Here is a 20,129-nt window from a genome sequence, read left to right as displayed (position 1 = left end):
TGGCCGCGTGGTGGCGTAACGGAGGCGACGCTGTTGTCGAAACACCTGGAGCCACCATGCCCGAGCTGCGCCAAGAAGGCGATGTCGCCCTCCTCGACCTGGGGGACGGTGAGAACCGGTTCACCCCTGACTGGATGACCGCGGTGCACGAGGCGCTGGACGAGGTGTCCGCACGGCAGGCCCCCCGGGCGCTGGTGACTGTGGCACAGGGCAAGTTCTGGTCCAACGGCCTGGACGTCGAGTGGATGACTTCCCACGGCGACGAGGCTGGCGACTTCCTGGCTCGGGTACACGCACTGCTGGCGCGCCTGCTGACCTTCCCCGCGGCCACCGCGGCCGCGATCAGCGGCCACGCCTTCGGCGCCGGGGCCATGCTCGCGATGGCCCACGACTGGCGGGTGATGCGCGACGATCGCGGGTACCTGTGCTTCCCCGAAGCCGACATCCGCATGCCGTTCGCCCGCGGGATGGCCGCCCTCATCCAGACCAAGGTCTCCGCGGCCGCGGCCCGCGACTCGATGCTGACAGCCCGCCGCTTCACCGGCCCGGCCGCCCGCGACGCCGGGCTCGTCGACGACATCGCGCCTGCCGAGACGCTGCTGACCCGCGCGGTGGAGCTAGCCCAAGCACAAGCGGGCAAGGACCCCGGAACCCTCGGTTTGATCAAATCCACGATGTACGCGGACGCGGCGGCGGCACTGCTGGCCGAGGACCAGTTCCCCCACTCCCCCACCGCCTGACCGACAGCGAACCCGTGGTCGTTCGGGGCTCGTGCGGGCGACCACGGGTTCGGGAGCGGGAAGCCGCCGGGCTTCACCCGCAGCTGTCCCCGCCCCGACCGGAAGTGGGGGCACGCGCACGCGGTGCCCCCCACCGGCCTAGCGGACGATCTCGCTGTGGTTCATGTGCAAACCGCTGGTGATCACGGACAACCTCCCCTCCGCTTCGGCATGGACATTCGGAGTACGCCGCGACTTCGTCCCGCGGTTTGCTTCCCTCGCCTCAGTGCTGTGTGACTCGCACCGGGTCCAGGCGGAGGTGTCCGTATCCCAGAGCGTGTCCGGACGGCCGCCGCGATTCGCCGAAGCCCGCCGAACCGCGCTACGGCAGCGAAGAGGTCCCACGACTGGGAGACACGCTTCGGGCGTGCCAGGCGCCGCTGTCGATTCCAGGTCCCGAGTGCCCTCAGCCGAGCACCGAGTCCAGGTCAGCGGTGGGGCCGTGGGGCATGATCTGTTCGCGATCCCGCCAGCGCGACCAGAACCCTCCCTTGTAGCCGAGGTTGACCAGTGTGGTGAGCACCTGCTGGTTAAGCACCTGCTGGTTGAGCAGCGCGATGAAGTCGCCCAAGTTCAGCCGCTTAACCAGCACCGCGGCGTTGCGGTCTTGGACCAGTTCCTGGTCGCGGGCATCCGGGTGACCGCTATCACCGGGCGGAACCGGGCGATCGACCGCGTCGGTATTTCTGGTGATGAACCCACATGGGCAAGCGGCAGGATTGCCTGCGGAGACAACGCCCGCTCCACCCCTTCAGGACGGACCTACCGGAGAACAACGATGAACAAGAAGAAGATCGCTGCCGCGGCGGTGGTGTCCTCGGTGGCTGGGACGCTCCTCGGGATGACCGCGGATTCGGCGGCCGCGGCGTCGACTTCGTACTGCCTTGACAACACCCGGCTGACCTCGATCAGCGCGCAGGGAGGCCCATTCGACGGGGGCACCCGGATCTCGTGGCAAGCGGTCAAGGGCTGCGCGGGGGTGTCACTGGTCATCGCGGGCATGCCGGTGGCGTCCTCCGGCTATGTGGTCCGCGACCCCCAGGTGACGACCAAGTACACGGTGACCGCCGTTCTCGACGGCCAGACCCGCAACCTGGGGTCGAAGGTGGCGGTGGGCGGTGACGTCGTCGGCTACCTGGCGACCAAGTCCGGTCCGGTCGCCCGTCAGAGCTCCACCGGGCCCGGCGACGCCGAGGCGAGCGCTTTCGCCGCTCCGATCGTCAACTCGCTGAGCAACGCGGCGAAGTCCAGCCTGCTCGGCAAGCGCATCGCCATCCACATGATTCCCGAGCAGTACGCGCTCACCCAGCTCCCCCCGTGGCGCGACCTCGCGGGCACGTCCACCTGCGACGGCAAGCCCGCGACCTGCGTGGACGACCGGGAGTGGAGCACGGTCCGAGGTGTCGGCGGGAAGCTGATGGCGGACGGCTCGGAGATCGCCATGGCCGCGGGTGTCGACACGGTGCGGCAGACCACCCGCATGTGCGACATCGAGTACGGTCACACCCTGGTGCACGAGTTGGGCCATGCGCTCCTCGACTTCGCCGCCCCGACCAAAGAGCCGGTGATCGACTCGTTGCTGACCGCCCGCGGTCCGAACGGTTCCTATCCGGGCAAGGACGTCTACACGAGGTCCAACGCCGAGGAGTACTGGGCCGAGGGAACCGCGGCCCTGTTCGGCATCGGCGGTCCCAGGGTGATCAGCGCGAGCTGGCAGCGAGTGCTGCAGGAGGAATACAGCGTGGCGTGGCTGACTGAGAACGACCCCGCGCTGCTGGAGCAGTTGCGCTCGGTGTTCCCGTACAGCGGCTGATCCACCTGACTCCACCGGCGTCCGCAAGCCAATTGGTCTTGCGGACGCCGGTGGCGGTGACTGCGCTAGTGATCGGTGCTGCCTTGGCGAGTGCGGTGATCGCCCCGGGTTGGGCGGCCCTCAGCTCTGGCTCACCGCCCCACCTGGACTGTCAGGCCGGGCACCCCCCGGTGAGGTGGGTGATCTGGGTGATCGAGATCGAGGGCTGGGGCTGGGCGGCGTAGACTTCCCGCTTCCCCAGCGACACGCTGGTGGTCACATTGTCGACGCACTTCTGGGCGACCGGTTCGTCCTGGTTGTTGACCCGCCACTTGTAGCTCACCACGGCGCCGTTCGGGCTCGACGGGCAGGTGTTGACGAGGGTGGCGGTGGTCCGCCAGTGCAGGCTCCAACTAGGTCCGAAGAAGCTGGTGGTAGTCGAGTTGATCACCGGGCAGGACTGGGTCTCGGTGGCCTGCGCGGGACCCGCCAGCAGCAGCGGGGCGATCGCGGCCAGCGCGGACACCAGGGCAACGCTTCGTGACATCAGGCACATCCTCGGGTGGTTGCGACGGGATCTCCGTCGCCCCCTATACGAAGCGGGGGGCCGTTTTCGGCCACCGATCGGCTCGTCCATTCGGGTCTGTTTCTTCGCGGTCGCGCCCGGAACCAGGCCGGGAATCTCGCCTGCCGCTGTGGACGCGTCAGAGAGCCAGGAGCCGGGCCGGGGTGTCGTGCAGGACGGCGCGGAGGAACGAATCGCCCAGGCGGTCGTCCGCGGTGGCCCAACGTGCGATCGCGGCGAGCTGGGCCGCGTACTGGTACGGGATGCTGGGGAAGTCCGTGCCCAGCACGACGCGGTCGGCGACGCCCGCGAGGCGGGCCGTCCAGTCGGCCGGGAGGGGTGCGATGTCCGCGGTGAACGGGACGCCGACCATGGTCGTGTCCACGTGCACGTTCTGGTACCGCTCGGCGAGGTCGAGTGCGGCGCCGAGTTCCGGCATCCCGGCGTGCGCGAGGACCGCCACCAGCCTCGGGTGCTCGCGCAGCACCTCGGCGAAGACGTCGAGGCCGGTGAACTCCCCCGGCAGGGGCCCGTGGCCGCAGTGCACGACGACGGGAACTCCGGCCTCGGCGATCATCCCCCAGGCGGGTGCGAGCAACTCCGATCGCGGGTCGTAGCCCCCGACCTGGACGTGCGCCTTCACACAGCGCGCCCCCGCTCGCAGTGCCGCGTCCAGGTAGTCGGCGACGTCCGGCTCCGGGTACACCGTGGCCGTGGGAACCGCTCCCGGTGTCCGGGCGGCGAAGTCCCGCACCCACTCGATCAGCCACCTGGCCATCCCCGGCTTGTGCGGGTAGGCCAGCGGTGCGAACGTCACGACACCGAGCGCGCGCAGGGTGGCGACCCGGTCCGCCTCGGGCATCCGGTACTGGATCGGCCACTGGAGCCCGTACTCGCGGGAAGCGAGGTCGAAGTAGTCCCACACCTTGCGCTGCATGGCGTCCGGCAGGAAGTGCACATGGATGTCGACGAGCCCGGGCAGCCCGAGCGAGGCCACCCACCCCGCGACCTCATCGTCGTTGACCGGTTCCACTCGGGTGCCTCTCCTCGGAGGTGGGTCTTGCCGTTCAGGCCCGGGCAGCGCAGTCGTCCGCCGTGGCCGCGACCAGGCTCGGTGGACCGACGTGCTCGCTCGGCACGGGCGCGTCGGGCGGTGCGCACCCGCCGTTCCCTGGCCTTCTCAGGGGAGTCTGACGCACAACCCTCACGTCCCGGGCTCATCGACCTTTCACCCCCGCTCGGTCTGCCGCTCCACAGGGCACCGACGTGCCGCCACGGCCTCATCAGGCCGTGAAACCGGGATGGAATGTCGTAGGACGACCGTAGCCGTCGGTATTGACACCGTTGCGAGAGGTCATCATGAGGAAGAGAAGCGCGGCGCTCGCCGCCGTCGTCGCAGTGGCAGGGCTGTCGGTCGCCGTGCCCGCCGAGGCGACGGGACCCACCGTCCACATGCCCGCGTCGGCATTGGCGGACGAAACGTTCACCACCCGGGTGACCGGCCTTGACCCGAACGAGACCGTGACGATCACGGCGGAGATGTTCGACGACTTCGTCCCCGCGCGGAAATGGGTGTCGGAGGCGTCGTTCGTCGCCGACGGCCACGGCGTCGTCAACCTGCGCCGCGACGCGCCACTGCCTGGCGGCTCGTACACCGACGACGACGAGATGGGCCTGTTCTACTCGATGCGGATCGATGGTGAGGACGACCGCGCCGACTTCGGCTTCAACAAGTTCAACGCCACCGCCACCGCCTACGCCTTCACCTTCAAAGCCGACGGGACCACCTTCGCCACCCACACCTTCGAGCAGCGCTACGCCGCGCCAGGGGTGACCCGGACCGAGATCGACACCGCGGGCGTCAAAGGGTTCCTGCACCTGCCCGCGACACCGCCGAGCCCAGTCGAGCACCCGGATGGTTACCCGGCGGTACTCGCCATCACCGGCTCCGACGGCGGTCCCGGGATCTACCTGGAGGCGCGATCGGCTCTGCTGGCCTCGCACGGGTACGTCGTGCTCAACCTGCCGTACTTCAACCACCCCGGCCTGCCGCCCACGCTGGAGAACATCCCGCTGGAGTACTTCGGCAACGCCGTCGACTGGCTCCAGGCGCACCCGTGGGTCGACCCGGAGCGCGTCGGCATGACCGGCGCTTCCCGGGGCGGCGAGGCGTCCCTGCTGGTCGCCGCGCACTTCCCGGACATCAAGGCCGTGGTCGCCAGCACGCCGATCGGCTACTCCTGGCCCAACCACATCGGCACCGAGGGCACGCCACCGGTCGCCTCGTGGACCCTGGGCGGCCAGCCCGTGCCGTTCGTCGACCTGTCGGGCTCCGCGGGCGCGCTCCAGGACTTGCTGGTGGCCAACCGGGGCACGGACAACCTGGTCAGCCTGAACGACTGGGCCCTCGACGCCACCGCCATCGCGCCCAACCTGCCGAGCGCCGCGATCCCCGTCGAGCAGAACACTGACTGCGAGTACCTGCTGATCATGGGTGACGACGACCAGCTCTGGCCGTCCCACACGCTGTCACAGGTGTCCAAGCAGCGGATGGAAGACGCCGGCCTGGAATCCAACATCGATTTCCAGGTGCTGTCCGACGCCGGGCACATCGCACTGGTGCCGAACCAGCCGACCACCTACGACCACTACTTCCTGCCCATGCCGTACGGGGTGTACTTCGACCTGGGCGGCACCGTCGAGGGCAACCACCGGGCGAACCGGATCGCCTGGAGCGCCACCCTGGAGTTCCTGGCGGGCAACCTCTGACCTGATCCGGGGTGGGCGCCCTGTCGGGTCGCCCACCCCGGGCAGGGCCATTGGCCAGGGACGCGCCATCCCGTTCCGCCAATCGTCTCGCACCCCAATGCCGTGGTCTGAGAGCCAATCGGCCCAGGCGGAGGTCAGCGCGGGCTCGAGTGGGATCCAAGATCGTTCGGGGCGCGTACTGGTCTTCGGTTCATCCCTGAAGACGAGGAGCGAAATTGCCCCACCACACTCATCGACGGCATCTGCTTGGCGGCATGGCGGCCGTGGGCGCGATCTCCGCGCTTGTCGTGACCACACCGGCATCGGCGGCTCCGGCCGCCGAGCAGGCCGGAACGGTGACCTACTACGGGTTGTCCGCGCACAACCTGCTCGTGTTCCGCGGCACCAGCGGTCCGGACTTCGTCTCGGTCACGATGTCGGCCGACCGGCGCGTCACGTTGACGGATTCGCTCAACCCGCTCACCGCGTTGATGGGCTGCGACCAGATCGCCGCGAACAAGGTCAGTTGCCGCATCTACCACCCTGGCCTCAACGCGGAGTTCGATCTCTTGGGCGGTTCGGACACCCTGTACACCAGCACCCGGTTCACGGGCACCGTCCACGGCCGGGAGGGTGACGACGCCTGGAAGCGAATCGATACGGCACTGGACTCCCATCCGTCAGCGACCGCCTTCTACGGCGGCATGGGCACGGACACCGTCGACTACTCCTCCTCATTCGGCGGCGTGAAGGTGTCGCTGGACTCCTCGGCCAACGACGGCAAGGGCCTCGACAGGGACGACATCCGAGACGACATCGAACGCATCCACGGAAGCCAGTACTCCGACGTCGTCACCGGGTCCCCCTACGTCAACAGGACCGAGGTCCTCATCCCCGGTGACGGTGCGGACCAGGTGTGGGGCTACGGCGGCAACGACACCGTCGACCTGCGGGAGTCCAGGGCATCGGTGGACACCGTGAACTGCGGCCTCGGGACTGACACCGTCATCGGACGACACACCACCGACATCCTCACCCTCTGCGAATAGCACCACGAGCAGACCCGCCGCCCGGATCACACACGATCCGGGCGGCGGTTGCCGTTATCGAGCCGACCATGCCGATCCGGAGGCAGCTCTCAACCACCGAAATGGCCCTTCTCAAGCCCCACTGAAAACACGTGGCCCGCAGTCCGATGAGGACCGCGGGCCACGCACCGCCTGACGTCAGACTGCGGATCGGTCATGAAGGACGATCCAGCGCGTGATCAGGCAAACGCTCACAAGCTATTCAAAAAGATACAAAGGATTCCAATGTAGACCGGCACCAGGATGGAAATAAGCCACCTCTCGGTCGTTGACTCGCCACATGCCTCCAGTCTTCGGATCAAGGTAGATCGTCTGACCGAAGACATCCACAATAGGAGTCACCGGGCTGCCATTATTGTTAGAGATGTGTTCTCCGAGATGTTTCGCAGCTTGATCTGGGGTCTTGCCCCGCATTTCTGTGTGCAACTTTTCGATAGGATAAACACCCTTCTCATTCGGCTCCAGATAAGCGGATGAGAAGTGATCCGACTCGCTTTGAGTTTTCTTCGGCAGGTCATCTTTATTGTCGATATTGCGCGTATTCGAGGTCATGTCAACACTGTCGTCAGAATCTTTGGTTGATGCCTGCTTCAGCACAACCTCCCCGTCGCGGTTCTTGGGCTTCTTGGGGCCGCCACCGCCTCCACCGTCCGCCCCGCCGCTGGGGCGGGTGGCGGGCTTGGGGCCCGGACCGTGACCACCCCCGGAACCCTCCGCCGCCCCGACGGCCACGTCACTCAGCACGCCGAGCCAGGTTTGGTCGCTGCCTGGCGCGATGGGCTGATTCAGCTCGGTGGCGATGTCCATCAAGAGATCTTCCGTTGCTTCTGCCGCCTCGTTCACCGCAGTGCCCAGCGAGTCCTCGCCACCGAAGTCGCAGTCGCCCATGCCGGTTTTCGCTTGAACGTAGCAAAGGCCGTTCGGATCAACGAAGTTGACCGGGTTGTTGCCTGTGTAGGTATAAAGATTGGCAGTGCGAGGATTTGTGGGGGTCAAGTCCGGGTTGTGGCGGTACAGCGGGTCACCGCTGGTCCACTGGAGGGCTTCGGAGTCGTAGTAGCGGTGGCCGTAGTAGTGCAGACCGCTGGCGGGGTCGTAGGTCTTGCCGTTGAATTCTTCGGTGTATTTGTCGAAGTCGGCGAAGTTGGCAATGGTGGTGAACTCGCTGAGGACTTCACCGAAGGGGCCGAATGAGGCGACTCTCGCGGTGGAGCCATCGGTCTTGAGCGCCAGGACCGGGTGACCTTGAGGGCTGGTCATCACGTGTTGAGTGGTGCCGGTGACTTCGTCGCCGTCGTGGCGGGCGATGGTTTCCCCGCCCATTCCGATGTTCTGGCGGTATAGCGGGGCCTTGCCGGGTTGGTGGATGACCTCCATCGCGCCGAACCAGCGTCGGATGGTGTTCACGGTGCCGTCGGGGTTGCGCAGGACGGCGGCGACGCGCTGGTGGCCGTCGTAGAAGTAGGTCTCTGTCTCGCCGGTGCCCGGTTTGGTGACCTTGCGCAGGCCGGAGCCGTCCCAGACCTGGTCGATGACGGTGCCGTCGGACAGCGTGCGCTTGGTGGTGTTGCCTGCGTTGTCGTACTGGTAGGAGGTGTAGTCCGCGAGGTCGGGTTTGCGGAGCTTGTCCAACTGCTGCAGGTCGGTCGGGTTGTAGACGTGGTCCACGTTGCGAGTGGTGACGCGCTCGCCGATGGAATCCGGGTAGGCGGGGGCGCGTTGGGCGGTGATCTGGCTGGTGGCCATCCTGCCGCCCGGTGTGTGGGTGAACGCGCCGGTGTAGGTCAGCTCACCGCCGGTGCGGGTGGCAGTGACGAGCTGGTGCCGATGGTCGTAGGCGTAGGCGGTGGTGTTGACCGGCTTGGTGGTGTCACCCAACTGCTCGGTGGCGTTGCTGATCATGCCGTTGTCGGCGTAGTTCAGGGTCTGCCGGTAGCGCTGGACGTTATTGTTGCGGGCACTGAGGAGCGCGAGCCTGCCGTAGCGGTCGTAGCCGTAGGTCACCTGCGGGGAGGCGAACGCGCCGGTGTTGTTGGCGTTGACCACTCGTGAGGTGGTGAGCCCCGCTGTGTTGGTGGTGTTGATGACCGTGAGGTCCTGGCCGTTTATCTTCCACGACGCCAGGTTCTGTGAGCCGTCCCGGTCGTAGCCGTAGTCGATGTTCACGCCGTTGAAGGTCAGCGGCGGCGAGACCAGGCTCGCGCCGTGGGACCGGTACTCGATCGACTCGGCAACACCCGACGGGTCCATCTGCGTGTTCTGCACCAGGCGGTCGGTCTCGGCCAGGCCGGGCAGTAGCCCGTCGATGGCGAAGACGCGCTGCTTGGAACTGATCATGTTGCCGTGGGTGTCGTAGCGGTTGACCGTGCGCGTCACCGGGGAAGTAACGCCCGGACCACCTGCGGTGTGGAAGTGACGGCCACCAACATGCCGATGGTGTGATTGGCCTCGCCGGTGGCGTCATTGATGTCGCCTTGGCCGGGGACGATGTCCGCGGCGGTCGGTCGGTCGTAGGTGAAGGTGCGCTCGCCGAACTTGAGTTCGGTCTGTTGGGCCGAGCTGAGGGCGCGCGGTGCCGGGATCTCCTTCACCACGCGGTTCGCCACGTCGTAGACCCTGGTGTGGGTGTAGTCGGGGGCGTCGCCGGATTCGTGCGGCTCGATGGTCTTGGTCTGGTTTCCGTTGCGGTCGTAGGCGTAGGACCAGGTCTTCCCGCCCGTGGTGATCTTGACCCGCTCACCGAACCCGTTGTGCTCCATGTCGGTGACCACGCCGTCCGGGTCGGTGATCTTCGACCGGCCGGTGGCGTCACCGCGGTACTGGGTGGTCGCCCAGGTGCTGGGGCCGGTGGCCTCCGCGACCGTGATGATCTGCCCGAGCGCGTCAACGGTGGTCTTCGTGATGGCGGGCTTGGAGGCGTCGCCGACGACCTGGGCGGTCGTGGTGGTCAGCCCGTCGTAGGTGGTGGACAGCACCTTGCCGTTGTGGCCTGCCTCGGTGGTGCCGACTTCCAGGGCCGCGGTGGGCTACCGAGCGGGTCGTGGTTGGTGCGCAGGCCGATCGTGCCACCCGCCCCGTCCGGGCGCGCGGTGTAGACATCCCGGGTGTTGCCCGAGTGGTCGTAGTCGTAGGTCACCACCTGGTCGGCGAGGTTGTCCTGCTTGACCATCGTCCTGATCGCCCGGCCGAGGCCATCGACCTCGGTGGTGGTGTGGGAGAACTTGCCATCGCCAACAGCTGCCTCATTCACTGTGGACACGGGCGTGGTGCCACCACTGTCGAAAGCGACGTTGTCGTTGTAGGCCGCACGGGCGACCTCGACACCTGCCGCGGCGGACGCCGGGTGCTTGACCACGGAGCGGACGCGGCCGAGGCCGTCCACCTTGTTCACCACTCGTGCCTTGTGCAAGGCGTTCCCGAATTCGCACTCGTACCACGGGTCCGGTTCAGTGCCGGTGTCCGTGCCGTTGGTGTCGTCCGCGCACACGTAGTCAGGCCCCCGGGACTCCAGTACCACGCCGGTCGCCCGGTCGACAGTCGTCTCGGTGACGATGTGCTCGGTCAGTCCGGTCACCGCGCGCCGGGGGGTCAGGGTGCGGGTGGCGGTCACGCCGTGCACGTCGTAGGCGTACTCCGTGAACCCGTCGGCCGAGTTCAGGTTGCCGAACTGGTTGACCTGCTCCGGAGCCCAGGTGCGGTAGAGCAGCCCGCGGTTGGCCCCTGTACCGCCGAAGTACTGCATACGCGTCGTCCGCGGCGGCGCCGGGTTGGCCTTGAGATCGGTGACGGTGGTGTTCATGAGGTAGCGGAAGTCGGCGTCGTGGTAGGCGTAAGTGGTTCTCGCCAGATCCGTGGTGGTGTTGCCGATGGTCACGGACCCGGTGCTGCTCGCCGGTGCGGTGTTGAACACCGACGCGGTCCACCTCACGTTGAAGAGGTTGGTCGACTTGCGGACCTCAAGGTCGCCGTCGCCGTTGACGAACCGGACCTCGGTCGATTCGGGCTTCTCCAGCACGTACGCCGAACCCGCGGAGTGCGACGAGAAGGTGGTGATCGACGTGCTCTTCGTTCCGGCTGCCTCGCAGCCCGCCGCGGTCTGACCGTTCGTTCCCGTGCAGGTATAGCTGTTCGAGGTCTTGGGCAGCACGATTCGCGAGGGGTGCTCCGAAACCCACAACGAGTTGCGAACCGGCAGTTCCTTGACGTGATAGGAGCTCTTGGTGACCGACATGACGCCGGACTGGTTGACTCGGTCAAATCCGGAAGCGCTGTAGAACGCCGAGTCGCCCAGAACGGTGTAGGACTCGACCGGCAGGCCCGCTTGGTCCTGGCTGTAGTCGTACACGGTGACCGCGGTGCGGTCGTCGGTCCCCGTGTTGGGGTCACCCAGGTTCAGGGCGCGGTGCTCGCGAAAACCGCGGAAGCCGCGCTGGCCGAACGGACCGGGAAGGAACGTGGAGAACTTGTAGATGTACTTGGTCGTGATGACGGGCTCGCCGTGGCCGGGGTCCGCCGCGAGTTCGGCGACGACCCACTTGCCTGCGGTGGTGCTGCGACCGTACGTGACGGTGGTCTTGCCACCGTGTCCATTGTCGACGGTGCGCATGAGTCGCGCCGGAGCGGCGCGCTGAGACGACTGGTCGAGGATGGGGCGGGCGTACCGCACCGTCGCCACGCCGTCGTCATTGACGTCGTCGACCAAGTCTGTCAGTCCGTCGCCGTTCACGTCGGCGGCGCGGTGGGTGTAGCGGTGTCGGTAGTCGGCCCGGTCGGCGTACTCGGCCAGGGTGCCCTCGGCCTTCACCGCGCCGAGCAGGGCGGGGATGACCTCGGAGCTCGCCGTGTTGGACCGGACCCAGGCCGCGCCGCTTCCCAGGTATGCCTTGTGCGCGGTGCCGGCGCCGTCGCGGTAGACCAGGTCGGGGACGCCGTCGTAGTCGACATCCATCAACGAGGTGCGTTCCCGTCCGCACCCCGGTCGCCGCACTGGCCCTCCAGCTGCGGCTCGACGAAGAGCTGTCCGATCGAAAGCTGGTCGCCCTTCGCGCCCAGGCGACCCAGACGGCGGAATTGGTGGGCCTGCTCGGTGAGGGAACGATGCGCGGCTGGTGCTCGACGGAATCATTCGTCGACGCGGACTCTGCGGTCCAGCGCGCCCTGCCCGGGTGGCGGCCACCGGCCGCGTCACGACCGCCGGCGGTCGAGGGGCGGCGCTGAGCGGGTCGGCGGGTTCGGATCGAGCGTGTCAGTCGTCGTCGCCCATGCGCAGCGCTGTTCCGGTCACCGTGACCGTTCGGCTTCCCGCCTCGGCACGGACCGTCAGGACGCTGGGCCTGCCCATGTCCTCGCCTTGGCGCACCACCACGGTGGCGGGCAGTTCGACCAGGTCCAGGTCACGCAGGTAGCCGCCGAACGCCGCGGCGGCCGCGCCGGTGGCGGCGTCTTCCACCTGTCCGCCGGGCGGGAACGGGTCCCGCGCGTGGAACGTGGTCGAGTCCTCCGCCCAGACCAGGTGCACCGTCGTCCAGCGCCGCGCGGCCATGAGCGCCGCGAGGCGGTCGTAGTCGTAGTCGAGGCGGGTCAGCCGGTCGCGGGTGCTCACAGCCAGGACGAGGTGGTCGTTGCCCGCGTTGGCGATGTGCGCTGGGTAGCCCGGGTCCAGGTCCTCGGCTGCCCAGCCGAGCGCGGCCAGCGCCTCGGCGACATCCTCATCGGGCGCCTTCTGTGTCCTGGTGGGGACGCTGGTGAACGTCGCCTCGACGCGACCGTCAAGCCGCCTTCGGGTACCGATGGTCACGATCCCGACCTGGGTGGAGAACGCGAAGGTACCGGTCCCCTCCCGTTCGGCGAGCGCCACGGACGCCGCGATCGTCGCGTGTCCGCAGAAGGCGACCTCTGCGAGCGGGCTGAAGTACCGGATGGTCACCTCGGGTCCGGGAACGACGAAAGCGGTTTCCGAGAAGCCGACTTCAGCGGCGATGGCGAGCATCTCCTCCGGACCCATCCCCCGCGCGTCGAGAACCACCCCGGCCGGGTTCCCCCCACCGGGGACCTCACCGAACGCCGCGTACCGCAGGACACCGGTGGTGGGTGTGGTTTCGCTGGAGCCGTTCACGGCGCTGCCGTCCGTTCTCGATCGGCCGCTGGAGCGGCCGTTGCCATGGTCGTGTCAGCCGCGGTCCCGGCACTGTTCCACCCGAGACCTTCATCGCAGGATGTACGCGCCGGCACGGTCACAGGTTCCATTGGTTCGCAAGGGATGGGCGGAAGCGGCCCGGTTGGCAGCGGCGGGACGCGCGCCCACGTCCGCGAGCGCCGGTCTTATTCGGACCCATGACGAGGCGCGGCAGAGGCTGAATGCGTGGGGTTCGCAGTAGTCGGATCCCAGCCCTTCCCACAGGCCGAGATCCGCCCACCTCACTGCTCTTGCTGTCCGTATCGGCCTTATGGTGCCGGGACGATGATGACTCCGTCTGCCGCGATGGACTTCGCGGGGGAACTTCCCGACCGGAGCACCAGTGAGTCTCCGGACAAGATCTTCACCGGAGTGCTTCCGTTCAACAGCGTCCACCCTGGCTGGGTGTTCTGGTTCAGGGTGAAGGTGTGGTTGCCCGCTGAGGAGTTGAGCGTGAAGCGGGACGAAGGGTCACGATCCGCTTGCGTGGTGGACGGGTTGTTGACCCAGATGTGGTACTGCTTCTTCGGGTCGACGTTGTGGGTGAAGGTCCACGTCGCTGACGGGTCGCCCGCTGCTCCGGGCTTCAGGATGCGCCCGCTGCGGTCGACGCAGCTGCAGTCGAAGGAGGTCCACCCCGAGCCGCTGGTGTACGAAACGTCCTTCTTGGAGGAATAGACCTGGTGGTTCAGGAACACCACCTGCGCGTCGTTGACCTTGCTCCCGAACTTTCGCTGCCACGCGACCCAGAACTCGTCGAAGGTCGTTGGCTTCGCTTCGGCGAGAACCGGCAGGAAGTGGTGCTTGAACGAGTACCGGACCAGGTCGGGCAGACCGTCGAGAGATTCGGTCGGTGTGTTGTCCAGAAGGTCCACGAACGTGCCCGCGACCCAGCCCTCGGCATTCCTCGCAGCGGGATCGGCCGTGGAGCACCGAACCACGAGACCGCTCGTGTGCTTGATCTCGCACTTCTCGAGGTCGTAGTCGAAGCCGTCGCCAATCGTGATCACGGTCCGCGAAAACTCGCCCGGCCGGTTCTCGCTGGCCGCCGCCACGGTATGGGCGAGTGCTTCCTGAAACGCGCACCGAGGGCTGCTGGGTGATTGGAACTCGTGCGGGTTGCAGTTCGGCGCGGGAGGGATGGCTCCGAAAATGTTGTGGTGCACCTGATGGCCGAGTTCGTGTTCTGTGGTCGATCGACCGCTGTCGTCGGCGTACAGCGTCACCGTGCGGGTCGACTGGCTGTAGTGCGAGGTGCCGTCACCGTCGTGCAGTCGAATCCTGGTCTGGCCGAGGGTTTCCGCGCCCACCAGGTCGAGCACGTTGACTGTTCCACCGTATGCCAGGGCAGCGGGCGAGCTCGCTATGTGTTGCTGCGGCCCGGCGGCTTCCGCGAAGAAGCGACCGATGTGCGCGTCCCACGCGTACTCGGTGGCGTCCGAGTCCGGAGGGAGGACGAGAATGGACCTGTCCTCGTTCTCTGGGTACACCCGGATGGCGATGTCGCTGGCGCGGCACGCGTGAGCGCCCGCGAATTCGACGCCATCGCCGGGGACGGGGCAACCCTGCCACCAGTCACCGCTCGGCAGTCGGTAGCGGTTCGGATAAGGAAAGGTGATCGAGTAGCCGCCGTCTTGGCCCAAGTGGTTGACGATCCTGTTTCCAGTCCCGCCTGGTCCGTCGGTGAGCGGCTGCCACTGGTCGCCGTCGTGGTAGACAGCCTCGAATTTCGCTCCCGACAACCCTCTGGTGTCTGAGCCGCCGTCATTCCTCCACACCTCCACCTTCCCCGCCGCTGTCACCGTCACCGGGTCGGCATCGCACACGTTCGTCGGAGAGACCGTGTCGGGGCAAAGTGGAAGGCACCACGGCGCGTCGGGGGCCTGTGTGGGGCATGGCGCGGGGGGTGCCGGAGCCCAAGGACCACCCGTCCCATCCCATGGTTCCGTGTTGGGCAGGTCCCATGGCAGGTTTTCACAGCCACCCAGGGCGGCGGGCAGGGCGAACTTGTACGCGTTGGGGTTCGGGGTCGTGATCGAACCACCGGTGAACCCGAGATGGACCACCTGCCCAGGGGCGATGCACTCCACTCGATCAGGAATGATCGGGTGGCCCCAGTGCCGGATACGGATGTTGAGTTCTGCGTTCGTGCCCGGCAGGTTGCAGTTCCTGCCGAGAGAAAAGCGGAAAAGAGGTACACCCGGAGGCACCGGGTACTCCGGGGACTGCGCGTAATTTCGGTGCCGGAATCCCCGGTCGTCGGGTCCCGAACACGGCCACGACGTGGTCGCGTTCTGCGTTCCGGCCGCGCTCACCTCCCTCACCGGTTGTTCAGCGGAGACCGGCGACACGCCCACCGTCGTGATCACCGCCGTGGCTATCAGCACGGCACACAGCCAGACCGGCTTGGTCCTTCTTTTGAGTCGCATCCTACTTCTCCTAGGACAACCTTGTTCGCATACTTCGATACGGCGCCAACCAACACCCCGGTTCTCCGGGCCTGGACCGGCGACATGATGTCCACCTGCCCCCGGCGAATTGTCCTCTGTGGCGTGTGCTGCACCACCGACCATGCACCAGGTTGTCAGAACGCGAACGGGCTGTTGGACTGCTATGCCTGATCTGACCAGTGCCCCGGCGCTCGCCTGAGGGCGCCGGGGCACGGCACCCCTCAGGCGCAGCGGTCGAAGCGGACGTAGGTGGAGTTGGCCTTCTTGCCCCCCGCCTCGACCTGCACATAGACGTTGCCTAGGTCACCGCCGCGGCAGAGGTGAGCGATGGACTGGGTGAGCTCGGACAGGTCGACCGGAGCGCTCGCGATGACGTGGTCGGCCCAGAAGCGGCGCTCCTCCATCAGACGGATGGTGCCTGAGCACAGGGACGTCCCGAAGCCGGTGAGAAACGTCTGCCCGCCAGTACGCACCAGCGAAGGCGCGGAAGCCGTCACACCACACCCGGCGTTCGGCGCGGCGGTCGTGGCCGATGCCGCCGAGGGAAACAGGGCCGCGGCGGTCGCGAGGCCGAGGAGGATGGCATGGGTCTTGCGAATCATCTTTTCTCCAAGGGATGAACTGAGGCCACGGTGATCTGATGGCCGACTAATCTCGCTCGACATACTCGGATGGAGCACAGGATCGCTTGCCCCTGCGCAGATGGTCCACGGGGGGCATTCCGCTTTTGCTTCAAGGAGCTGAAACCCGCTTGCAAGCCCTTTGGCAGGGCACCCTACTTATCCTTCCACCTCGAACACGACCTAAGGATGAAGATGAGTGCTGTCAAGGGATTTGTGGGTGTGGCCATCGCAGCGTTCGCGCTCGCCAGTACTGTGGGTGCGCCCGCGGCCGCGGCCGACGAGGTGTCGGGTGGGACGTGTCCGATCTCGGTCCAAGCACCGGCACTGGTCTCGGAGGGCGGGCGTACCACGATCCGCGCCCAGGGCCTTACCCCGTGCAGCGGCGAGGTTCGCCTCTTCGAGGTGTTCTACCCGCAGGGCAGGGTACTGGCCCGCGAGGAGTTCGGGCCGGAGCCGATCGGCAGGCGTACCGTGTCGGCCGCCTGCGAAGGCCTCTACTCGGGTGCGGTCTACGCCGAGGTCCGCATCTGGACCGGGCAGGTCGCCCGTTCATCCACCGTCCAGTTCCCGGACTGCCGCGGCTGAACACGCTCACCTTGGGCCATTGCAATGCCCGTGAATCCGCCCCCCTGCGCGCAGGGGGGCGGATTCGGTCGACCCAGGCGCCACGAGTCAGATGATGTCGGTGACCAAGAGTCCCGGAGTGGTGAAACCGCCCCGACAGGTCGAGGAATTTCGATGAGAGCCTTTCCTGCACGCTGTGGTCGATGCAACCACCCGAGTGAGGACCGAGCGCCAACGAGATCCATCAGTCGAGTCGTGGGCGACTTTGCCGTCGCCCTGACTCCATTCACGCTGATACCCGTCGTGGGGGCCGATGCCGCTCCCCTCGGTGTCGTCCACAATGCCGACTCGCCCACTGCCGTGCCCCACAGTTACCTCGTGGCGCTCCGCGACTCCGCTGGACCGGCCGCGGCCTCGGCCACGGGATTGGCGGCCGCGTACCGCGGTGAGGTCACCCACCTCTACGACGCCGTGTTCCACGGTTTCGCCGCCAAGATGTCCGCTGAGGACGCCCGACGGTTGGCCGCGGACCCGGCAGTGGATTACGTGGAGCGCGATTCCCGTGCCACCCTGAGCGAAGAGCCGGGCACGACGACCACGCGCGACAACGCGATCTGGGGTCTGGATCGCATCGATCAGCGCAGGCTCACACTCAACGGCAAGTACCACTTCGTAGACAAGGGCGCGGGCGTTCGGGTCTACGTGCTCGACACCGGTGTGCGCACGTCCCACAACGAGTTCGACGGGCCTTGGGGCGCCAACCGCGCCTCGGGACTACGTCGGCGGCAACGGTCAGGACTGCCACGGGCACGACACCCACGTCGCGGGCACCGCGGCGGGCCAGACGTTCGGGGTCACCCCGGCCGCCCAGGTCGTCAGCCTGCGCCTGTTCGACTGCGAGGGCGAGGGCGGCGAGGTCGCCGACATCGTCGCCGCGCTGGACTACATCGTCCAGCAGGGTGTCCGACCCCCTGTCGTCAACATGAGCTTCGGGGTCACCGCCTCCTCCGCGGTCGACAGCGCCACGAATCGGGTACTGGCGGCGGGTTACACGGTGGTGGCCGCGGCAGGAAACAACGGCACGTTCTCCGATTACATCTCACCTGCACGGGTCCCAGGCGTGCTCACCGTCGCCGCATCCGACCGCAACGACCAGCGGCCGTACTGGTCCAACCACGGACCGGTCGTCGACCTCTACGCACCCGGTGCGGACATCCGCTCCGCCGACCACACCAGCAACACCGCCACCAAGACCCGGAACGGGACGTCCATGTCCGCTCCTCTCGTGGCCGGGGTCGCGGCCCGGTTGCTCGGTGGCCAACCGAGCATCCAGCCCGCTGGGGTGAACTGGGCGTTGACCCGCAACGCGGTGCAGGGCGTGATCTCCGCGGGCTCACCCCCACCACCGGGCTGGTCACCGGGAAACCCGCCTGGCGACCCGGAGAACCCGGAGCCCACCGAGAACGGCGGCCCCATTGGGATCGAGTCCACGGCACCGCTGCTGCACGCATCGGTCATGGGCCAGCGGGACGGCAGCTGCGTGCTTATGAACATCGCGACGAACAAGGACATCCCTGACGCGGGACAGGGCACGATGACGCCGCTGCCCATCGCCGGTTGCGACACGACCGGGATGTGAGGGCCGATGCGGGTGAACTACCGCATCACCCACCCTCGCCCCGCCGACCTGCGCGTGGACCTCGTCGGCCCCGACGGGCAGCGCTACCGGCTCCGCAACGCCGGGCAGACCGGGAGCGTCGCCGACGTGACCTCCTGGCCCGCGGTCAACCAACCCCGCCGAAACGGCACCTGGCTGATCGACGTGATCGACCTCGCCCCCGGCGCCGCAGGCAGGCTGAACCACGCCGAGATCGCGTTCTGACCTCATCGGATGCCTTCCCTGTCCGGACCCCGTTTCCAGCTGTGGGTGCTGGTCAGTAGTCGCTGAGGTTCTCCGCAGCGGCGAGGATCTCCTGCGAGAAGAAACTCACCTGCACGTAGCCGTCGGGGTCCCCGTCAGCGCAGGCGCCCTTGCCGAAGGACACGATGCCCACCTGGATCTTCGCGCCGGACGGCTTGCGCTTGATCAGCGGTCCGCCGGAGTCTCCCGAGCAGACTCCCACCCCCACACCGCCGCCCGCGCAGAGAATCGCCCTGAAGTCGCGACTGGGGTTGAAAGTCTGCTTGCACTCCTCATCGGAGACGAAGGGGACGAAGGCCTTGTGCAGGGTGCCCTGGCCGGGAGATGCCGCCCCCCAGCCCATGACCTGGAGCATTCCGCCGTCATTGCCATCGGTTGTCGCGATGGGCAGGACGGGCAGGCTGACCGGCCTGCTGAGCTTCAGCAGGCCCCAGTCATGCCCTGCACTCCCCCTCCGCGGCGGGCGAACCGCCGATGAGCTCGGTCTCGAAGGTCGAGTCGCCGCGCTCGAGCTGCCACTCGGTGGTGCCCGAGCCGGTCGACGTACTCGGCACCTCGCCCGTCGCGACCGCCCCTTCGGCCAGAAGCCCGAGAACACCAACGGCCACAACTCACATCCGAGTCGCTTTCACCCGGAAGGGCCGCCGTCTCCTTGTGATGTCATGCTGGTGACGCATAATGTCCTCCATGCTCCGCTTGAGCCGAGCCCAAAGAATGCGTTCAACCACTTTCTGGGCGCTTCCACCCGGCTGCCAGGCGGTCGAGTGCAAGGCGGCAAACGCGGACGCGCCGGGACGCGCGGCGGACGTCGATCGCCGGCGACGTGCAGCAAACCGGCCTGCTTGGACGGTAGGGCATCGTGACAACCGATCGACGTGACGACCTGCTGAGGGCGCTGCGCGACCCCAGCACTCCCGGTGACGCCCGCAGGCGGGCACTGGGGGAACTGATCGCCTGCGGGCTGGTCGGCGGCGTGACCGACGCCGCACCCGTGCTGGCGGCGCTCGTCGCTGCCCGGCGAGCACCAGCCGCCGACCGGCTGTGGGCCGCGACCGAGCTGGTCGAACCCGCGAGCCCCGAGTTCCGGGCCATCGGGTTGGCGGCTCTGCTGGAGCTGGCCGCCGAGCCCTCTCCCCCGGTCGCCCTCGGCGCTTGTGAGGCACTGGCGGAATGGGGCGACGCGCGTCACCGCGCCCGGGCCAGGCGGGGTTTCACCGACTTGATCCGTGAGCCGGGCCTCACTGAGATCGACCGGGCGCACGCGCGGCGCTGGCTCGATTCCACCGGCGGCCCTGGCTTCGTCCTGCTCGCCGAAGAGGCCCCTGGCCCCTGAACCATCCCCGTACCACTCGACTTCACCGACGGAGCACCGCGCAAGCCGTCTCTGCACAGCAAGCGGGCCGTGGCGTGCACACCCGGGCGGG

The 20,129-nt window shown here is 67.4% G+C and carries 19 protein-coding genes and 1 pseudogene; 9 read left to right on the top strand and 11 right to left on the bottom strand.

Translation table 11 applies throughout. The annotated features are described in order from the left end of the window. Positions 1-56 precede the first annotated feature (56 nt). Positions 57-740 carry an enoyl-CoA hydratase-related protein gene (locus ACTG9Q_RS15905; RefSeq protein ID WP_455573544.1) on the top strand — a complete coding sequence of 228 codons (684 nt, stop codon included), beginning with the start codon at positions 57-59 and terminating at the stop codon, positions 738-740. A 445-nt stretch (positions 741-1,185) separates the two neighbouring features. Here ACTG9Q_RS15905 and ACTG9Q_RS15900 read toward each other — a convergent pair whose 3' ends face one another. Then, positions 1,186-1,350 carry a hypothetical protein gene (locus ACTG9Q_RS15900; protein ID WP_455573543.1) on the bottom strand — a complete coding sequence of 55 codons (165 nt, stop codon included), beginning with the start codon at positions 1,348-1,350 and terminating at the stop codon, positions 1,186-1,188. Positions 1,351-1,557: 207 nt separating this feature from the next. Here ACTG9Q_RS15900 and ACTG9Q_RS15895 point away from each other — a divergent pair, with 207 nt between their 5' ends. After that, positions 1,558-2,592 carry a hypothetical protein gene (locus ACTG9Q_RS15895; RefSeq protein ID WP_455573542.1) on the top strand — a complete coding sequence of 345 codons (1,035 nt, stop codon included), beginning with the start codon at positions 1,558-1,560 and terminating at the stop codon, positions 2,590-2,592. Between the two features lie 151 nt (positions 2,593-2,743). Here the strand turns inward: ACTG9Q_RS15895 and ACTG9Q_RS15890 are convergent, their stop codons facing one another. After that, the gene (locus tag ACTG9Q_RS15890; protein WP_455573541.1) at positions 2,744-3,118 is read right to left on the bottom strand and encodes a hypothetical protein; all 375 of its coding nucleotides are present in this window, start codon (positions 3,116-3,118) and stop codon (positions 2,744-2,746) included. A 157-nt stretch (positions 3,119-3,275) separates the two neighbouring features. Next, entirely contained in the window at positions 3,276-4,169 is an 894-nt protein-coding gene (locus ACTG9Q_RS15885) for an amidohydrolase family protein (protein WP_455573540.1), read from the bottom strand. Positions 4,170-4,495: 326 nt separating this feature from the next. On the opposite strand from ACTG9Q_RS15885, the gene ACTG9Q_RS15880 reads away from it, so the two are divergent. Next, the gene (locus ACTG9Q_RS15880) at positions 4,496-5,905 is read left to right on the top strand and encodes an acyl-CoA thioester hydrolase/BAAT C-terminal domain-containing protein (RefSeq protein ID WP_455573539.1); all 1,410 of its coding nucleotides are present in this window, start codon (positions 4,496-4,498) and stop codon (positions 5,903-5,905) included. A gap of 254 nt (positions 5,906-6,159) precedes the next feature. Continuing rightward, positions 6,160-6,933: a hypothetical protein gene (locus tag ACTG9Q_RS15875; protein WP_455573538.1), complete on the top strand. Its 774-nt coding sequence runs from the start codon at positions 6,160-6,162 to the stop codon at positions 6,931-6,933. Between the two features lie 237 nt (positions 6,934-7,170). Here the strand turns inward: ACTG9Q_RS15875 and ACTG9Q_RS15870 are convergent, their stop codons facing one another. From ACTG9Q_RS15870 to ACTG9Q_RS15845, 6 genes are all read right to left on the bottom strand, one after another. Further along, a complete protein-coding gene (locus tag ACTG9Q_RS15870) occupies positions 7,171-9,348 on the bottom strand; it encodes an RHS repeat-associated core domain-containing protein (protein WP_455573537.1) in 2,178 nt (725 codons plus the stop codon). Beyond that, positions 9,345-9,947, bottom strand: coding sequence for a hypothetical protein (locus tag ACTG9Q_RS15865; protein WP_455573536.1), 603 nt, complete (start codon positions 9,945-9,947; stop codon positions 9,345-9,347). The genes ACTG9Q_RS15870 and ACTG9Q_RS15865 overlap by 4 nt, the downstream gene beginning before the upstream one ends. Then, complete coding sequence (locus ACTG9Q_RS15860) at positions 9,920-11,920, bottom strand: hypothetical protein (RefSeq protein WP_455573535.1); 2,001 nt, start codon at positions 11,918-11,920, stop codon at positions 9,920-9,922. Before ACTG9Q_RS15860 ends, ACTG9Q_RS15865 begins: the two co-directional genes overlap by 28 nt. A 297-nt stretch (positions 11,921-12,217) precedes the next feature. Next, on the bottom strand, positions 12,218-13,087 hold the full coding sequence (locus ACTG9Q_RS15855; RefSeq protein WP_455573534.1) for a PhzF family phenazine biosynthesis protein: 870 nt from the start codon (positions 13,085-13,087) through the stop codon (positions 12,218-12,220). Positions 13,088-13,416: 329 nt separating this feature from the next. After that, positions 13,417-15,576 carry a hypothetical protein gene (locus tag ACTG9Q_RS15850; RefSeq protein WP_455573533.1) on the bottom strand — a complete coding sequence of 720 codons (2,160 nt, stop codon included), beginning with the start codon at positions 15,574-15,576 and terminating at the stop codon, positions 13,417-13,419. A 242-nt stretch (positions 15,577-15,818) separates the two neighbouring features. Next, positions 15,819-16,199 carry a hypothetical protein gene (locus tag ACTG9Q_RS15845; protein ID WP_455573532.1) on the bottom strand — a complete coding sequence of 127 codons (381 nt, stop codon included), beginning with the start codon at positions 16,197-16,199 and terminating at the stop codon, positions 15,819-15,821. 240 nt (positions 16,200-16,439) lie between these two features. Between ACTG9Q_RS15845 and ACTG9Q_RS15840 the strand changes: the two genes are divergently transcribed. The 4 genes and pseudogenes from ACTG9Q_RS15840 (at position 16,440) to ACTG9Q_RS15825 (ending at position 18,666) form a co-directional block, all read left to right on the top strand. After that, on the top strand, positions 16,440-16,805 hold the full coding sequence (locus ACTG9Q_RS15840; protein WP_455573531.1) for a hypothetical protein: 366 nt from the start codon (positions 16,440-16,442) through the stop codon (positions 16,803-16,805). A 24-nt stretch (positions 16,806-16,829) separates the two neighbouring features. Next, positions 16,830-17,345: pseudogene (locus ACTG9Q_RS15835) on the top strand (protease inhibitor I9 family protein); the annotation flags it as partial. Positions 17,346-17,499: 154 nt separating this feature from the next. Next, complete coding sequence (locus ACTG9Q_RS15830; protein WP_455573530.1) at positions 17,500-18,423, top strand: S8 family peptidase; 924 nt, start codon at positions 17,500-17,502, stop codon at positions 18,421-18,423. Between the two features lie 6 nt (positions 18,424-18,429). Next, complete coding sequence (locus ACTG9Q_RS15825) at positions 18,430-18,666, top strand: proprotein convertase P-domain-containing protein (protein WP_455573529.1); 237 nt, start codon at positions 18,430-18,432, stop codon at positions 18,664-18,666. A 52-nt stretch (positions 18,667-18,718) separates the two neighbouring features. Here the strand turns inward: ACTG9Q_RS15825 and ACTG9Q_RS15820 are convergent, their stop codons facing one another. Together ACTG9Q_RS15820 and ACTG9Q_RS15815 are read right to left on the bottom strand one after the other, a co-directional pair. Next, on the bottom strand, positions 18,719-19,129 hold the full coding sequence (locus tag ACTG9Q_RS15820; RefSeq protein WP_455573561.1) for a trypsin-like serine protease: 411 nt from the start codon (positions 19,127-19,129) through the stop codon (positions 18,719-18,721). A 10-nt stretch (positions 19,130-19,139) separates the two neighbouring features. After that, on the bottom strand, positions 19,140-19,313 hold the full coding sequence (locus ACTG9Q_RS15815; RefSeq protein ID WP_455573563.1) for a hypothetical protein: 174 nt from the start codon (positions 19,311-19,313) through the stop codon (positions 19,140-19,142). Positions 19,314-19,564: 251 nt separating this feature from the next. Between ACTG9Q_RS15815 and ACTG9Q_RS15810 the strand changes: the two genes are divergently transcribed. Next, complete coding sequence (locus ACTG9Q_RS15810) at positions 19,565-20,038, top strand: hypothetical protein (RefSeq protein WP_455573528.1); 474 nt, start codon at positions 19,565-19,567, stop codon at positions 20,036-20,038. Positions 20,039-20,129 lie beyond the last annotated feature (91 nt).

The organism is Actinokineospora lacus, from assembly GCF_053813445.1.
The sequence above is the reverse complement of the archived record's forward strand: the minus strand, read 5'-3'. Positions and strand labels throughout refer to the sequence as shown.

Bases quoted from the DNA above. Each gene is read 5' to 3' on its own strand.
- ACTG9Q_RS15890 (WP_455573541.1), bottom strand. From the start codon at position 3,118: ATGTCACGAAGCGTTGCCCTGGTGTCCGCGCTGGCCGCGATCGCCCCG.
- ACTG9Q_RS15875 (WP_455573538.1), top strand. From the start codon at position 6,160: ATGGCGGCCGTGGGCGCGATCTCCGCGCTTGTCGTGACCACACCGGCA.
- ACTG9Q_RS15845 (WP_455573532.1), bottom strand. From the start codon at position 16,199: ATGATTCGCAAGACCCATGCCATCCTCCTCGGCCTCGCGACCGCCGCG.
- ACTG9Q_RS15905 (WP_455573544.1), top strand. From the start codon at position 57: ATGCCCGAGCTGCGCCAAGAAGGCGATGTCGCCCTCCTCGACCTGGGG.
- ACTG9Q_RS15880 (WP_455573539.1), top strand. From the start codon at position 4,496: ATGAGGAAGAGAAGCGCGGCGCTCGCCGCCGTCGTCGCAGTGGCAGGG.
- ACTG9Q_RS15850 (WP_455573533.1), bottom strand. From the start codon at position 15,576: ATGCGACTCAAAAGAAGGACCAAGCCGGTCTGGCTGTGTGCCGTGCTG.
- ACTG9Q_RS15895 (WP_455573542.1), top strand. From the start codon at position 1,558: ATGAACAAGAAGAAGATCGCTGCCGCGGCGGTGGTGTCCTCGGTGGCT.
- ACTG9Q_RS15825 (WP_455573529.1), top strand. From the start codon at position 18,430: ATGCGGGTGAACTACCGCATCACCCACCCTCGCCCCGCCGACCTGCGC.
- ACTG9Q_RS15860 (WP_455573535.1), bottom strand. From the start codon at position 11,920: ATGGATGTCGACTACGACGGCGTCCCCGACCTGGTCTACCGCGACGGC.